We start from the raw sequence: 15,565 nt of genomic DNA on the forward strand, positions 1-15,565 counted from the left end.
ACTAGGGTGCGGCGCAAGGGTTCCGGCACTTGGCCCACCGGCATTGCGATGTCAGTGGGCGGTGCCACAGTGGGGGAGTGACCAACACCGTCGCAGGGCAGAGGGGGTGACGTCCGGTCGTGTCCGGTACCGCTATCGGGGAGTCGGTGGGCGCTCGGGGCGCCCGTTCCAAGGCCCTCGCCGTGCTGCGCGTCCGCAGTTGGGCGACCGCCGTGGCGCTGCTACCGGCTGCCTCGGCCGTGGTCCTGCTCGCCGGCGGTGCCATGGGGCGGATGACCGGTGGCGGCTGGGACGTCGCGCGCTGGACCGTGACGGTCTGGGCGGTGGTCGTGCTGCTCGCGACCACGGTGGTCGCCGCCGTCATCACCCGGGCGACCCCCGCGCTCAGCCCCACGGTGGAGCTTCCGGAGCGCTCGGCCCCCGATCTCTACCGGCTGGTCCATGACCTCGCCGAGCGTCTCGACGTGCCCGCGCCCTCCGCCCTCGCCCTCACCCCGGACTGCGACAGCTGGCTGGAGGACCGTACGCACCCGGCACACTCCATGTCCGGGGCAGGGCGGCGTTCGGGCAAGGCGCCGGTCCTGGTCATCGGCTCACCGTTCCTGTGGTGGATGCGGGTCGCCGAGCTGCGGGCCGTACTCGCCCCGGTCGTCGCCGGCACCGGCCTCGCCGCCGATCCCGACATAGCCGCCGCCCGCCGCTTCGTGCGGGGCCTGGACGCCGCGGTCGCCGACGCCGCCGACACAGGGCAGAGGTCCATACGCAGGCCGCTGTCGCTGCTGACCGGCCGGATAGCCCGGGTCCTGCTGCGCGGCTGTCAGATGCCTGCGGCCGAGATGGAGCGCTGGGTCGCGGCCGCCGCGTCCGAGCGTGCACAGGATGTGGACTACGGCCTGCGGATCGTCGCCCAGGAGCAGGTGGGCCTGGCCTACGCGGGCTGGGACCGGCTGCTGACCAGGGTCGCGCTGCCCGCCTGGCGCATGGGCCGCTGGCCCTCGCGGCTGGACGCGGGCGTCGTGTCGGCGCTGACCGAGCTGTCCCGGCGCGACCGTCTGGCCGAGGGATTCACCTCGAGGCTGGGCGAGCGTCCGGCCTGTGACCTGCTGGAGGAGCCGGGGGCGGTGGACGAGGCGGCGTCGCTGCTGGCGGCGAGGCTGTTCCACGGCGGCCCTGCCGGGGGCGGCCCCGATTGGTCTCCGGTGGACTGGCAGCAGTATCCGGACGAGGTCGTGGACCGTAAATGGCGTACGGAGGCCGCTCGTATCCACCGGGTCCTCGACGAGCTGGGGGTGCCGCCGTCGACCGGGCCCGATGGGCCGACACTCTCCCGCGTGATGGAGCACCTGTCGCAGCGGCCCGGCGGTGGTGCGAGTGACGACCTGGCTGCCGCGCTCACCGCCCGTGCGGCCCGGGAGGAGGCCGGCCGTGAAGCGGGGTGTCAGACCGGCGCCGCCGGCCAGTCCCATGCCGCGCGGGAGGGTGTGGGTGACGCACTGGCCCTGTGGGGCGGCGATCCGCTGCCCCTGTGCCCGCTCCAGCCCCCGCGCACCGGCCGTGAGCTGCTCGCGGACCATGTCGTCGCGATGGTGTGCTGCACCGCGGTCGACACCGTGGGCGCTGCGCCCGGCCTGGACTGGCTGGACGGCCCGGCGCTGCTGATCCATGGCGAGCGGCGTGGCGATCTCATGGCACCGGTGCTGAGCCTCGTCGAGGACGGTGACGCGCAGCCTCTGCGGGTGTGGCTCGGCTCCCTCGGCGTACGGCCGGAGAAGCCCGTCCGCCTCGCCTGAGCCGCACGCCGCTCGCCCCGCGTCCGCAGGACCGCGGGCCCCGCCCGCGAGGTCCGCATCCCCGCGACGAGCCGCGTCCCACGCCCTATCCGGAACGATCTCTTCCCCTTCGCGTCAATTCGCGACGAACGGTGACGGAGTGAGTGCGTTATGTGATGTGCTGGAGACCGGCGCTGAACAGGTCGGCGCGAGACCGTGGACCCGGGGGCACCGAGGGAGGGCGCAGCATGGGGGCGGAGCAGATCCGGCGATGGGAATCGGGAGCCCTCGCACACGCCGTCAGCGACCCCTTCGGGCAGGGCCCGCTCCCCTGGCTGCGCGGCGGTGAGCACTACTTCGGCGACACCGGCCAGGTCGTCCCCTGGTACGCCGACCCCACCCTTGCCCGCGGCGGCTCCGGCGGCCCGCGTACGGCGGATGACGTGCACCGCCAGATCAAGGGGTTCGTGTCGCCGGGGGCGGCCACACCCGGCGAGGCGATCGATTTCCACGTCACCGTGGACCCGCCACAGCAGTTTTCGGTCGACATCTATCGCATCGGGCACTACGGCGGCGACGGCGCCGCCAAGATCACCACGAGTTCGCGGCTGTCCGGCATCGTCCAGCCGCCCCCGCTCACCGCCGACCGCACGGTCTCCTGTCACCACTGGTGGCTCTCGTGGCGGCTCCAGATCCCCTCGTACTGGTCGATCGGCGCGTACGTCGCCGTGCTGACCACGCTCGACGGCTACCGGTCCCACATCCCCTTCACGGTCCGCGACGACCATCCGGCCGACCTGCTGCTCCTCCTGCCCGACGTCACCTGGCAGGCGTACAACCTCTATCCGGAGGACGGCCGCACCGGCGCGAGCCTGTACCACGCGTGGGACGAGACCGGCCGCCTCCTCGGTGAGCAGGACGCCGCCGTCACGGTCTCCTACGACCGCCCCTATGCGGGCGCCGGCCTGCCCCTGCACGTCGGCCACGCCTACGACTTCATCCGCTGGGCCGAGCGCTACGGCTACGACCTGGCCTACGCCGACACCCGCGATCTCCACGCGGGCCGCGTGGATCCCTCCCGCTACCGCGGCCTGGTCTTCCCCGGCCACGACGAGTACTGGTCGGCGCCCATGCGTCACGCCGTCGAGACCGCCCGCGACCGGGGCACCTCGCTGGTCTTCCTCTCCGCCAACACCATGTACTGGCGGGTCGATCTCGGTCCGTCCCCGTCAGGGATGCCCGAGCGCCTGCTGACCTGCCGCAAGCGCCGCGGCCCCGGCAAACCGGCGCTGTGGCGTGAGGTGGACCGGTCCGAGCAACTGCTGCTCGGCATCCAGTACGCGGGCCGTGTCCCCGAGCCCTCGCCCCTCGTCGTGCGCAACGCGGACCACTGGCTGTGGGAGGCGACGGGCGCGGGCGAGGGCGACCAGCTGCCCGGCCTGGTCGCGGGCGAGGCCGACCGCTACTTCCCGCGCACCGCGCTGCCCGAGCACGTCGGCCGCATCCTGCTCGCCCACTCGCCCTACGAGGACGGCGACGGGGTGCTGCGCCACCAGGAGACGTCGCTGTACCGGGCACCGTCGGGCGCCCTGGTGTTCGCCTCCGGCACCTTCGCATGGTCACCCGCCCTGGACCGGCCCGGCCACGTGGACCCGCGCATCCAGCGCGCGACGGCCAACCTCCTGGACCGCATCTGCAAACGCGACTAGGCCCGCCTGGTCCGGCACGTCCGGCACCCCTGCCCGGGAGAGTCCTGCCTGGATACGGGACAATCGGATCCGTTGTACGTAACCACGCGGAGGAACCGTGTCCGGATTCGTCGAAAAGCCCGAGCCGACCCAGGTGCCCGGCCTGGTGCACCTGCACACCGGCAAGGTGCGCGACCTGTACCGGAACGAGGCGGGCGACCTCGTGATGGTGGCCAGCGACCGCATGTCCGCCTTCGACTGGGTGCTGCCCACCGAGATCCCCGACAAGGGCCGGGTCCTGACCCGACTGTCCCTGTGGTGGTTCGAGCGGCTGCAGGACCTCGTCCCGAACCATGTGCTGTCCACCGAGTTGCCCGCCGGCGCCCCGGCCGACTGGGAAGGCCGCACCCTGGTCTGCAAGTCGCTGAACATGGTGCCGGTCGAGTGCGTCGCCCGCGGCTACCTGACCGGCTCCGGCCTGGTGGAGTACGAGCAGACCCGTACGGTCTGCGGTCTGGGGCTCCCCGAGGGGCTGCGCGACGGCTCCGAGCTGCCCGCCCCGATCTTCACGCCGGCCACGAAGGCGGCCGTCGGGGACCACGACGAGAACGTCAGCTACGAGGAGGTCGCCCGCCAGGTCGGCGCGGAGACCGCCGCCCACCTGCGCCGCACGACTCTCGACGTGTACGCGCGTGCCCGCGACATCGCCCGGGAGCGCGGCATCATCCTGGCCGACACCAAGTTCGAGTTCGGCTTCGACGGGGACACCCTGGTCCTCGCGGACGAGGTGCTGACCCCGGACTCGTCCCGCTTCTGGCCCGCCGCCTCCTGGGAGCCGGGCCGCGCCCAGCCGTCGTACGACAAGCAGTACGTACGCGACTGGCTGACGTCGCCGGCCTCCGGCTGGGACCGCAGGAGCGAGCAGCCGCCGCCCGCGCTGCCGCAGGACGTCGTGGACGCGACCCGGGCGAAGTACCTGGAGGCGTACGAGCTGCTGACCGGGACGACCTGGAGCTAGTGCCCCCCGGCAGGCTTTGCCCTGCCGCGCCACCCGGCCCCCACGGCCTCCGTCGGGGAATGACCCCCGCAGCCCTGCGGGCACGGGGAGGGCGCCGTGCTGCATTGGCCAAAGGCCCAAGTGGCTCCGCTGCGAGGGCTTCCGGCGGCTTGCCGATCTCCCCCGTGGCCCTTCGGGCACGGGAGGAGCTCCCAGCCATCGGACGATGCTCGTCGGCGGGCACCCACGGCCTGTGCGACACAAGAAGCGCACGAGAAAGCCCCCGGCGAGATCGCCGGGGGCTTTGCGCTGAGCGGACGACGAGATTCGAACTCGCGACCCTCACCTTGGCAAGGTGATGCTCTACCAACTGAGCCACGTCCGCATGCGCCGTAGCGCGGGGACCACTATACCCAAACTCGGACGTGGATGAGACACACGGCCGTACAGATCTCCCGGACGGGTCTCCGCCGGACCCGCCGGAGCGTGGGACCCGCCGCGGGGGGCGGCCCGGGATACGCGGGGAGCAGCACCCTGTATGCGGGGATTCCTGTGGCAATCGTCACAGGCGGCGGATATCCGACACCGGAGAACGACGAAGGCCCCGGTCATATCGACCAGGGCCTTCGCTCTCTGAGCGGACGACGAGATTCGAACTCGCGACCCTCACCTTGGCAAGGTGATGCTCTACCAACTGAGCCACGTCCGCATTGCTGCCGCTCGGCTCTCACCGGGCGGTGCGTTGACCACTGTACCTGATCCACATCGGTGGACGGTAATGATGGTGCAGAGCGGGTGACAGGAATTGCACACTGCGCCTTCCCCCTGGAAGGGGGATGTTCTGCTACTGAACTACACCCGCATGCTCGCTGGGCCGGGCCTTTCGGCCTTGCCCCTCGGCGTGCTCCAGACTCTAGCCGATCACCGGGGGTGCGGTGCAACTCGGTTCGCCGCGGCCCTCGCGCGCGGGCCCGGCTCCGGCGCCGGGGGGCCGGCCGCTCAACTGGCCTCGCGGAACGCCTCGTAGACGCGCTTGGGGATACGGCCCCGGGCGGGCACGTCCATCTTGCGGGACTGCGCCCAGGCGCGGATCGCGGCCGGGGACGGTTCGAGCGAGGTGTGCCGGTACGAGATACGTGCCTTGTCGCGCTTGGTGACGTTCGTCAGCTTTCGGCCTGCGGCCATGTACGGAGCCAGGGCCTTGCGCAGTTTCTTTGCATTGGACGTATTGAGGTCGATCTCGTACGACTTCCCGTCGAGGCCGAACATGACCGTTTCCGCCGCTTCTCCGCCATCGATGTCGTCGGAGAGCGTGACCACTACTCGCTGAGCCACGGATATCGGTCCTTTCCCTGCGGTATCACCGGTTCTGACGTGCGGCGATACCGGCTTTACGGCCGTTGAGGGGCAATGCTGCTTTCCTCTGTATTCCTTTGTACAGCGCACGACCACGCATTGTGAAGCCCCGGCAATTTTCCGCGAGTCTCCGCCGCAAAGGTCGCAGAGATTCTTTCCCGGGATTTTCGGCGGGTGCGATGTATATCTACTCGCGTAGATTTTCGGGACGGGTACGCTGAGGGAACCGCCCTCGCAACACACCACCGGGAGTGCCCGTGGCTCGCGTCGTAGTCGACGTCATGCTCAAGCCCGAGATCCTCGACCCCCAGGGACAGGCGGTGCAGCGTGCACTGCCGCGTCTGGGATTCGCCGGGATCGCGGACGTCCGTCAGGGAAAGCGCTTCGAGCTGGAGGTGGAGGGGCCGGTCGACGACGCCGCCCTCGCCCGCATCCATGAGATGGCCGAAACGTTCCTCGCCAACACCGTCATCGAGGACTTCATCGTGAAGGTGGAGTCGTGACCTCTCGTATCGGAGTCGTCACTTTCCCCGGAACGCTCGACGACCGGGACGCTCTGCGTGCCGCCCGCCTCGCGGGCGCCGAGGCCGTTCCGCTGTGGCACCGCGACAAGGACCTCAAGCAGGTCGACGCGGTCGTCCTCGCCGGCGGCTTCTCGTACGGCGACTATCTGCGCGCCGGCGCCATCTCCCGCTTTTCGCCGGTGATGGGCACGATCATCGAGCAGGCGAAGGCCGGTATGCCGGTTCTCGGCATCTGCAACGGTTTCCAGATCCTCACCGAGGCGCATCTGCTGCCGGGCGCGATGCTGCAGAACAACCACCTGCACTTCATCTGCCGCGACCAGAAGCTGCGTGTCGAGAACGCGGACACCGCCTGGACCGCGGACTACGAGGCGGGCCAGGAGATCTCCGTCCCGCTGAAGAACATGGACGGCCGGTACGTCGCCGACGAGCGGGTGCTCGACGAGCTGGAGGCGGAGGGCCGCGTCGCCTTCCGCTACCTCGACGTCAACCCCAACGGTTCACTGCGCGACATCGCCGGCATCACCAACGCCGCGGGCAACGTGGTCGGTCTGATGCCGCACCCGGAGCACGCCGTGGAGCCGCTGATCGGTACGGGGCGTACCGACGGGCTCGGATTCTTCACCTCGATCCTGAAGAAGTTGGTCGCAGCATGACTCTGGACACCGTCAAGCACGCGGGCGAGACCCCGGATGCCGAGCAGCCGTGGAAGGAGCTCGGCCTCAAGGAGGACGAGTACGCGCGGATCCGCGAGATCCTCGGCCGCCGTCCCACCGGCGCCGAGCTCGCGATGTACAGCGTGATGTGGTCGGAGCACTGCTCGTACAAGAGCAGCAAGGTCCACCTGAAGCAGTTCGGCGAGAAGATCCCCGAGAACGACGCGATGCTCGTCGGCATCGGCGAGAACGCGGGTGTCGTCGACGTCGGCCAGGGTTACGCGGTGACCTTCAAGGTCGAGTCGCACAACCACCCGTCGTACATCGAGCCCTACCAGGGCGCGGCGACCGGCGTCGGCGGCATCGTCCGCGACATCCTCGCGATGGGTGCGCGTCCGGTCGCGGTCGTGGACCCGCTGCGCTTCGGTGCGGCCGACCACCCCGACACCAAGCGCGTCCTGCCGGGCGTGGTCGCGGGCATCGGTGGCTACGGCAACTGCCTGGGCCTGCCGAACATCGGCGGCGAGGTCGTCTTCGACGCGTGCTACCAGGGAAACCCGCTGGTCAACGCCGGCTGCATCGGTGTGATGAAGCACGAGGACATCCACCTCGCCAAGGCGTCGGGCCCGGGCAACAAGGTCATCCTGTACGGAGCCCGGACCGGTGGCGACGGTATCGGTGGCGTCTCCGTGCTGGCCTCGGAGACCTTCGAGTCGACCGGTCCGGCCAAGCGGCCGGCGGTCCAGGTCGGTGACCCGTTCCAGGAGAAGCTGCTGATCGAGTGCACCCTTGAGATCTTCAAGGAGAAGCTCGTCGCGGGCATCCAGGACCTCGGCGGCGCCGGTCTGTCGTGTGCCACCTCCGAGCTGGCGAGCGCCGGCAGCGGCGGCATGCGGGTAGAGCTGGACACCGTGCCGCTGCGCGACGCGACGCTCTCGCCGGAGGAGATCCTCATGAGCGAGTCGCAGGAGCGCATGTGCGCGATCGTCGAGCCGCGGTACGTCGAGCGCTTCATGGAGATCTGCGAGAAGTGGGACGTCACCGCCACCGTGATCGGTGAGGTGACGGAAGGCGACCACCTGGAGATCTTCTGGCACGGCGAGCTGATCGTGGACGTGCCGCCCGGCACGGTCGCCCACGAGGGCCCGACGTACCACCGTCCCTTCGCCCGTCCGTCGTGGCAGGACGCCCTGCAGGCCGACGACGCGAACAAGCTGCCGCGCCCGCAGACCTCCGAGGAGCTGCGCGAGCAGGTCCTGAAGCTGGTCGCCTCCCCCAACCAGGCCTCCAAGGCGTGGATCACGGACCAGTACGACCGGTTCGTGCAGGGCAACACCGTGCTCGCCCAGCCCGAGGACTCGGGCATGGTCCGGATCGACGAGGAGACCAACCTCGGCGTGGCCATGGCGACGGACGGCAACGGCCGGTACGCCAAACTCGACCCGTACGCGGGTGCGCAGCTCGCGCTGGTGGAGTCGTACCGCAATGTCGCCGCCTCCGGCGCCAAGCCGCTGGCCATCTCCAACTGCCTGAACTTCGGCTCCCCCGAGGACCCGGACGTGATGTGGCAGTTCGCCGAGGCCACCCGCGGTCTCGCGGACGGCTGCCTGCAGCTGGGCACGCCGGTCACCGGCGGCAACGTCTCGCTCTACAACCAGACCGGTGAGACGGCGATCCACCCGACCCCGGTCGTGGCCGTGCTCGGTGTGATCGACGACGTCAACCGCCGTACACCGATCGCGTTCGCCGAGGAGGGGCAGCTGCTCTACCTGCTCGGTGACACCCACGAGGAGTTCGGCGGCTCGGCCTGGTCCCAGGTCGTCCACGACCACCTCGGCGGTCTGCCGCCGAAGGTCGACCTCGACCGGGAGAAGCTGCTGGCCGAGATCCTGATCTCCGCCTCGCGCGACGGCATGATCGACGCCGCTCACGACCTCTCGGACGGCGGCCTGATCCAGGCCGTGGTCGAGTCCTGCCTGCGCGGCGGCAAGGGCGCACGCCTGGTCGTCCCGGACGGCCTCGACGCGTTCACCTTCCTGCTGAGCGAGTCGGCCGGCCGTGCGGTCGTCGCCGTCCCGCGCAGCGAGGAGCTCCGCTTCACCGACATGTGCGGTGCGCGCGGCCTGCCCGCCACCCGCATCGGCGTGGTCGACGGCGACGCGGTGGAGGTCCAGGGCGAGTTCGGCATCCCGCTGAGCGAGCTGCGTACGGCGCACGAGGAGACCATTCCGGGTCTGCTCGTCTGACACACGCGTCGCCCGACAGACGCGCTTCGAAGCCCCCTCCGGCCCGACCGGACGGGGGCTTCGGCGTTCCCGGGTTGCGCGAGATTACGTAATTACGTAATCTCGTTTCCCATGGATCTGGAAGAACGGGTCACGGCGCTCGAGCGGCGGCTGGCGGCACTGGAAGAGACCCCGTCCGTGGCGGCGATCCCGGCCGAGGGCGACTTCTGGGCGCTGGAGGGGCTGAAGCAGCAGCTCGCCCCGGCCGGCGAAGCGGCGGCGGACGGCGGCGTGCTGTTCGCCGGGGCCGTACGCCTGCCGACCGGGGAGCGGTACGAGTGGCAGTACGGTGCGCTCACCGCGGGGCTCCTCGGGGAGGACGCCGGCGACCCGGGGCGGACCGCCGAGTCGCTGGCGGCTCTCGGCCACGCCGTGCGCCTGCGCCTGCTGCGCGAGATCCTCGGCGGCCGCCGCACCGCCGCCGAGCTGGCCGAGCTCGAAGGGCTCGGCACGACCGGCCAGATCTACCACCATCTGCGCCAGCTGACCGGTGCGGGCTGGCTGCACACCACAGGGCGCGGCCGCTACGAGGTGCCGGGGGCCCGTGTGGTTCCGCTGCTCGTGGTGCTGACCGCCGCGTGCCCTTGACAGAGCTCGTGACGCAGCGCCCGTGACAGAGCGAGGGGGAACGACCATGTCCGTCCGTAAAACACTCCTGATCATCTATCGGTCGAGCTGGGTGGTGTTCTTCGCGCTCGTCGTCCTCGGCGTCCTGGCCGGACTGCCGTTCGCGTGGTTCTGGGTCTGGCTCCCCGCGCTGCTCGCCCTCGCCATATTCGTGGCGGGTTCCGTCCGCACCGCCCGGCTCGTGCGGCGTCAACAACCGCGCGAGGCCGTCGAGGTCGATGCGCCGGTGCGCGGTCGCTGGTCCGCCCTGAACAGCCCGGCCGACCGGACGCCCAGCCACGGAACCCACGGCTACGGGCAGACGTACGCCATCGACCTCGTGGCCGAACCCGCGGAGGGCGCCCGGCCCGGCTTCAGGGCCCTGTGGCCGCTCGTCCGCCGCAGCAGGGACTTCCCGGCCTTCGGCGAGCCGCTGTTCGCCGTCGCCGATGCCACCGTCGTCCACGCCGATGACCGTCAGCGCGACCATCTCAGCCGCAACTCGCTGCCTGCGGTGCTCTACCTGCTGATCGTCGAGGCGTCGTTCCGGGACCTCTGCGGAGTCCGCGGGATCTTCGGCAACCATGTCGTCCTGGACCTCGGCGACGGAGTGTTCGCCGCGTACGCACATCTTCAGCGCGGCTCGCTCGCCGTCCGGCGGGGAGACCGGGTCCGGGCAGGCCAGCTGCTCGCCCGGTGCGGGAACTCGGGCAACTCCTCCGAACCGCACCTCCACTTCCAGCTGATGGACGGCCCGGACGCGGACACGGCGGTCGGGATCCCGTTCCGCTGGCGCGGCCTCGAAGTCCCCGGGAACGGCGAGCTGTTCACTGCCGGTGAGACGGTGCCCGGCAGTATGCCCACCCCGTAGGGTCGGCCCCATGCCGCCCGCGAAGAAGCGCCTCCGCTCCTACGACCCCGTCAGGACCCGTGCCGCCGTGCTCGCGCAGTTCCAGCAGGTGCGCGAGGTTGTCGGCGGCCTCGGCGAAGAGCAGCTCGCCCTGCCCACCCGGCTCGGCGAGTGGACCGTGCGGGAGCTGGCCGCGCACATCGCCATGGCGGTGGCGGCCGTCCCCCGGTATCTCGCGATGCCCGAGCCGGCGCACCAGGAGGTCGCGCTGCTCGACTGGCCGTTCGCGACCGTCACGGCCGCCGGGCAGGTGGACGAGGACACCCGGGAGTTCGCGGCGAGCGCCGGTCTCGACGAGATGTACGCGCGCACGGCCGAGCGTGTCGGGGAGCTGCTGCCCCTGGTGCCGGACGACCGGCTGGTGCCGACACGGTTCGGGGCCATGCGACTCGGGGACTTCCTCGTCACCCGGACCGTCGAGCTGATCGTCCACACCGACGACCTGGCCGACGCGACCGGTCTGGACATCCCGTACGACCGGCAGGCGCTCGCCGCCTGCACCCGGCTGCTCGCCGACGCGCTCGCGGTCAAGGCGCCCGGGGCGTCGACGGAGGTCAGGATTCCGCCGTTCGCCGTCGTCCAGTGCGTGGCGGGCCCCCGGCACACCCGCGGCACGCCGCCCAATGTCGTCGAGACCGATCCGCTGACCTGGATCCGGCTCGCCACCGGGCGCACGGGCTGGCCGGAGGCGGTGGAGGCCGCCAAGGTCAGGGCCAGTGGGGAGCGTGCGGACCTGGGCGCGCTGCTGCCGATCCTCGGCTGATCGCGACGGGGCCGGGTGTCGGGGCTCCGGGCCGTACCGGCCCCTGGAGAGGGGGAACCGCTGCCGGGGCCGTCCCGTCCCAGGGGTATGCGTTACCAGCTGAGCATTCCTGTCACCGCCGTGGCCCTCCTGGCCCTGTCCGCCTGCGGCACGGAGTCGCAAGGCGGCTCCGGTAACTCCGTGGCGCCCGACGTCCCTCTCACCGGAGTGCGCTGGTCCGTGGACAGCGTGAGTGTCGACGGCAAGAAGACCGCGGCGCCCACCGACGCGTATGTCGAGATCACCGACAAGGGCCGGGCCATGGGCAACTACGGATGCAACCACTTCGGCGCCGACATCACGATCAAGGGCGACACCGTCACGGTCGGTCCCGGCGAGATGACCGAGATGGCCTGTGACAAGAAGGTCCAGGGCTTCGAGGACACCCTGCGCGCCGCGTTCTCCGGCAAGCTCAAGGCGAAGCTCACCGACGGCAGGCTGACCCTGACCACCGAGAAGGGCGACGCCATCGCGATGACCGCCGAGCAGCCCGCCCCGCTGATCGGCACCAGGTGGACCGTGGACTCCCTGGTGTCGGGTGAGACCGCCACGTCCCTGCCCGCCGGCACGGAGGGCAAGGCGCACCTGACCATCGCCGAGGACGGAACCGTCGGGGGCAGCCTCGGCTGCAACCGTTTCTCCAGCACCGCGAAGGTCTCCGGCGACTCGATCACCCTCGGCCGTCTCGCCTCCACCCGGAAGCTGTGCCCGGGTCCGGAGATGGATCTGGAGCGTGAGCTGGTCAAGGTCCTCAGCGAGGGGACGGTGAAGTACGAGGTGAAGCACCGCACGCTGACCCTCACCGCGTCGAACGGCAAGGGTTTGGCGGCGTTCGCGGACATGCGCTGATCAGACGCGGGCATACCCACCTGAATCGGATGCGGCGAGGGCTCTTCGAGGCGTTGCGGCATGCCCGGAATGCACCGAAATGGGGCCGCCCGTCGGCAGTACCGGGTGTGAACTGGCGCACGCACCCACAGGCGGCGCTCGCCCCGCCGAGCAGGGTGACGCGACGGCACTCCACGCGCGTGACGGCACGGTCGCGCAGGGCCGTGCCGACCGGGAGCCCGGCCCGTCCCGGCCAGGTGGGTCGACGATCGTCCCAGGATGCGGACGGGTCGACGGACACGTTGCCGATCTCCGTGCAGCGTCCGTACGGCCGCCGGAGCCATGCGAATTCTTGCCTTCGGCGTGTCATGAGCGCCGCAACCGGGCTCTTGGAAACCAGTTGCGCGGCATCCCCAATTCGGACCAGTGGTCGATCTCGCCTACACTCGGTGGCGTGCCACGTGGTGACGGACGACTCAACCACGACCTGCTCCCCGGCGAGAAGGGCCCCCAGGACGCTTGCGGCGTCTTCGGTGTCTGGGCTCCGGGTGAAGAGGTCGCGAAGCTCACTTACTTCGGGCTCTACGCCCTCCAACATCGAGGCCAGGAATCCGCGGGAATCGCGGTCAGCAATGGCTCTCAGATCCTCGTCTTCAAGGACATGGGCCTGGTGTCCCAGGTCTTCGACGAGACCTCTCTCGGCTCCCTGACCGGTCACATCGCGGTCGGTCACGCCCGCTACTCGACCACGGGCGCCTCCGTGTGGGAGAACGCGCAGCCGACCTTCCGGGCCACGGCCCACGGCTCGATCGCGCTCGGCCACAACGGAAACCTGGTCAACACGGCTCAGCTGGCCGAGATGGTCGCCGAGCTCCCCAAGGAGAACGGCCGGTCCACCCAGGTCGCCGCGACCAACGACACCGATCTGGTCACCGCTCTGCTCGCCGGGCAGGTCGACGACGACGGCAAGCCGCTGACGATCGAGGAGGCGGCCGCCAAGGTCCTTCCCGAGGTCCAGGGCGCCTTCTCGCTCGTCTTCATGGACGAGGGCACCCTCTACGCGGCCCGCGACCCGCAGGGCATCCGCCCGCTGGTCCTCGGCCGCCTCGACCGGGGCTGGGTCGTCGCCTCCGAGAGCGCCGCTCTCGACATCTGCGGCGCCAGCTTCGTCCGCGAGATCGAGCCCGGTGAGCTCATCGCCATCGACGAGAACGGCATCCGCACCTCTCGCTTCGCAGAAGCGAAGCCCAAGGGCTGTGTCTTCGAGTACGTCTACCTGGCGCGTCCCGACACCGACATCGCCGGCCGGAACGTCTACCTCTCCCGGGTCGAGATGGGCCGGAAACTGGCCAAGGAAGCTCCGGTCGAGGCCGACCTCGTCATAGCGACGCCGGAGTCCGGCACGCCCGCCGCGATCGGCTACGCCGAGGCGAGTGGCATCCCGTACGGCTCCGGCCTGGTGAAGAACGCCTACGTGGGCCGCACCTTCATCCAGCCCTCGCAGACCATCCGCCAGCTGGGCATCCGCCTGAAGCTGAACCCGCTCAAGGAAGTCATCCGGGGCAAGCGGCTGGTCGTCGTCGACGACTCGATCGTCCGCGGCAACACCCAGCGGGCCCTGGTCAAGATGCTCCGCGAGGCCGGTGCCGCCGAGGTCCACATCCGGATCTCGTCCCCGCCGGTCAAGTGGCCCTGCTTCTTCGGCATCGACTTCGCGACACGCGCCGAGCTCATCGCCAACGGCATGTCGATCGACGAGATCGGCAAGTCCCTGGGCGCCGACTCCCTCGCGTACATCTCCATCGACGGCATGATCGAGGCGACCACCATCGCCAAGCCGAACCTCTGCCGCGCCTGCTTCGACGGCGAGTACCCGATGGAGCTGCCCGACCCCGAGCTGCTGGGCAAGCAGCTTCTGGAGACCGAGCTGGCGGGTGGCGCCGATGCCGCCGACGCCCTCCGTCGCCCGTAATCCCTGCAGTACGACACGAAAGCTCTCAACCTCATGAGTGAGACTCCCAGTGCCGAGGGCGGCGCCAGCTACGCAGCCGCTGGTGTCGACATCGAAGCGGGTGACCGCGCCGTCGAGCTGATGAAGGAGTGGGTGAAGAAGACGCAGCGCGCTGAAGTCGCGGGCCTCGGCGGCCTCGGCGGATTCGCCGGCCTCTTCGACGCCTCCGCCCTCAAGCGCTACGAGCGACCGCTGCTCGCCTCCGCGACCGACGGCGTCGGCACGAAGGTCGACATCGCCCGCCGGATGGGCGTGTACGACACCATCGGCCACGACCTGGTCGCCATGGTCATGGACGACATCGTCGTCTGCGGCGCCGAGCCGCTGTTCATGACCGACTACATCTGTGTCGGCAAGGTGCACCCCGAGCGGGTCGCGGGCATCGTCAAGGGCATCGCCGAGGGCTGTGTGCTCGCCGGTACGGCGCTGGTGGGCGGCGAGACCGCCGAGCACCCCGGCCTGCTGGGCCCGGACGACTTCGACGTCGCCGGGGCGGGCACCGGTGTGGTCGAGGCCGACCGGCTGCTGGGCGCTGATCGCATCCGTACGGGTGACGTGGTCATCGCGATGGCGTCGTCGGGGCTTCACTCCAACGGGTACTCGCTGGTGCGCCACGTCCTGTTCGATCGGGCGAAGATGTCGCTGGAGACGCAGGTCGACGAGCTCGGCCGGACGCTCGGCGAGGAGCTGCTGGAGCCCACCAAGATCTATTCGCTGGACTGTCTGGCGCTCACCCGGACCACCGAGGTGCACGCGTTCAGCCACATCACCGGTGGCGGGCTCGCCAACAATCTGGCCCGCGTCGTACCGGACCACCTGCACGCGGCGGTCGACCGCTCCACCTGGGCACCCGGCGCCGTGTTCGATCTCGTGGGCACGGCCGGCCGGGTCGAGCGGCTGGAGCTGGAGAAGACCCTCAACATGGGCGTCGGCATGATGGCCGTCGTCCCGGCGGCCTCCGTCGACGTGGCGCTGACCACCCTCGCGGACCGCGGTGTGGACGCCTGGGTCGCGGGCGAGATCATCGAGCGCGGCGACCATGGCACGGGTGCCGCGCTGACGGGTGACTACGCGAGCTGAACAGCACAGAACCCGGTCCGGGGCAGGCCCCGGACCGGGTCGGTGAGTACTGC

At 70.4% G+C, this 15,565-nt stretch carries 13 protein-coding genes and 3 tRNA genes; 12 read left to right on the top strand and 4 right to left on the bottom strand.

Annotated elements, in window-relative coordinates:
- The first annotated feature begins 119 nt into the window (after positions 1-119).
- From J7E88_RS30160 to J7E88_RS30170, 3 genes are all read left to right on the top strand, one after another.
- Positions 120-1,790, top strand: coding sequence for a hypothetical protein (locus J7E88_RS30160; RefSeq protein WP_215186623.1), 1,671 nt, complete (start codon positions 120-122; stop codon positions 1,788-1,790).
- Positions 1,791-2,017: 227 nt separating this feature from the next.
- Positions 2,018-3,478, top strand: a complete 1,461-nt coding sequence (locus J7E88_RS30165) for a N,N-dimethylformamidase beta subunit family domain-containing protein (protein WP_215186624.1) — start codon at positions 2,018-2,020, stop codon at positions 3,476-3,478.
- 97 nt (positions 3,479-3,575) lie between these two features.
- Entirely contained in the window at positions 3,576-4,475 is a 900-nt protein-coding gene (locus J7E88_RS30170; RefSeq protein ID WP_215186625.1) for a phosphoribosylaminoimidazolesuccinocarboxamide synthase, read from the top strand.
- Between the two features lie 291 nt (positions 4,476-4,766).
- On the opposite strand, the gene J7E88_RS30175 is transcribed toward J7E88_RS30170, so the two are convergent.
- The 4 genes from J7E88_RS30175 to J7E88_RS30190 form a co-directional block, all read right to left on the bottom strand.
- Positions 4,767-4,839 (bottom strand) — tRNA-Gly (locus J7E88_RS30175).
- 251 nt (positions 4,840-5,090) lie between these two features.
- Positions 5,091-5,163 (bottom strand) — tRNA-Gly (locus tag J7E88_RS30180).
- 81 nt (positions 5,164-5,244) lie between these two features.
- A tRNA-Gly gene (locus J7E88_RS30185) sits at positions 5,245-5,316 on the bottom strand.
- Between the two features lie 137 nt (positions 5,317-5,453).
- The gene (locus J7E88_RS30190) at positions 5,454-5,789 is read right to left on the bottom strand and encodes an Lsr2 family protein (protein ID WP_215186626.1); all 336 of its coding nucleotides are present in this window, start codon (positions 5,787-5,789) and stop codon (positions 5,454-5,456) included.
- 278 nt (positions 5,790-6,067) lie between these two features.
- Here J7E88_RS30190 and purS point away from each other — a divergent pair, with 278 nt between their 5' ends.
- The 9 genes from purS to purM all read left to right on the top strand — a co-directional run bounded on the left by purS (position 6,068) and on the right by purM (position 15,512).
- Positions 6,068-6,313, top strand: a complete 246-nt coding sequence (purS, locus tag J7E88_RS30195) for a phosphoribosylformylglycinamidine synthase subunit PurS (protein ID WP_017240564.1) — start codon at positions 6,068-6,070, stop codon at positions 6,311-6,313.
- On the top strand, positions 6,310-6,990 hold the full coding sequence (purQ, locus tag J7E88_RS30200) for a phosphoribosylformylglycinamidine synthase subunit PurQ (RefSeq protein WP_215186627.1): 681 nt from the start codon (positions 6,310-6,312) through the stop codon (positions 6,988-6,990). The genes purS and purQ overlap by 4 nt, the downstream gene beginning before the upstream one ends.
- Positions 6,987-9,236 (top strand): phosphoribosylformylglycinamidine synthase subunit PurL, encoded by a 2,250-nt coding sequence (gene purL, locus J7E88_RS30205; RefSeq protein ID WP_215186628.1) that lies wholly within the window; start codon positions 6,987-6,989, stop codon positions 9,234-9,236. Before purQ ends, purL begins: the two co-directional genes overlap by 4 nt.
- Positions 9,237-9,347: 111 nt before the next feature.
- Positions 9,348-9,863, top strand: a complete 516-nt coding sequence (locus J7E88_RS30210) for a helix-turn-helix transcriptional regulator (protein ID WP_215186629.1) — start codon at positions 9,348-9,350, stop codon at positions 9,861-9,863.
- Between the two features lie 46 nt (positions 9,864-9,909).
- Entirely contained in the window at positions 9,910-10,752 is an 843-nt protein-coding gene (locus tag J7E88_RS30215; RefSeq protein ID WP_215186630.1) for a M23 family metallopeptidase, read from the top strand.
- Positions 10,753-10,762: 10 nt separating this feature from the next.
- Positions 10,763-11,554, top strand: a complete 792-nt coding sequence (locus J7E88_RS30220; RefSeq protein ID WP_215186631.1) for a maleylpyruvate isomerase family mycothiol-dependent enzyme — start codon at positions 10,763-10,765, stop codon at positions 11,552-11,554.
- 87 nt (positions 11,555-11,641) lie between these two features.
- Entirely contained in the window at positions 11,642-12,442 is an 801-nt protein-coding gene (locus tag J7E88_RS30225; protein ID WP_215186632.1) for an META domain-containing protein, read from the top strand.
- A gap of 433 nt (positions 12,443-12,875) precedes the next feature.
- Positions 12,876-14,393, top strand: coding sequence for an amidophosphoribosyltransferase (purF, locus tag J7E88_RS30230; protein WP_215186633.1), 1,518 nt, complete (start codon positions 12,876-12,878; stop codon positions 14,391-14,393).
- Positions 14,394-14,426: 33 nt separating this feature from the next.
- Positions 14,427-15,512 (top strand): phosphoribosylformylglycinamidine cyclo-ligase, encoded by a 1,086-nt coding sequence (gene purM, locus J7E88_RS30235; protein WP_215186634.1) that lies wholly within the window; start codon positions 14,427-14,429, stop codon positions 15,510-15,512.
- The last annotated feature ends 53 nt before the right edge of the window (positions 15,513-15,565 follow it).

Origin of the sequence: Streptomyces sp. ISL-10 (genome assembly GCF_018614575.1) — a bacterium.
Taxonomy (GTDB): Bacteria; Actinomycetota; Actinomycetes; order Streptomycetales; family Streptomycetaceae; genus Streptomyces.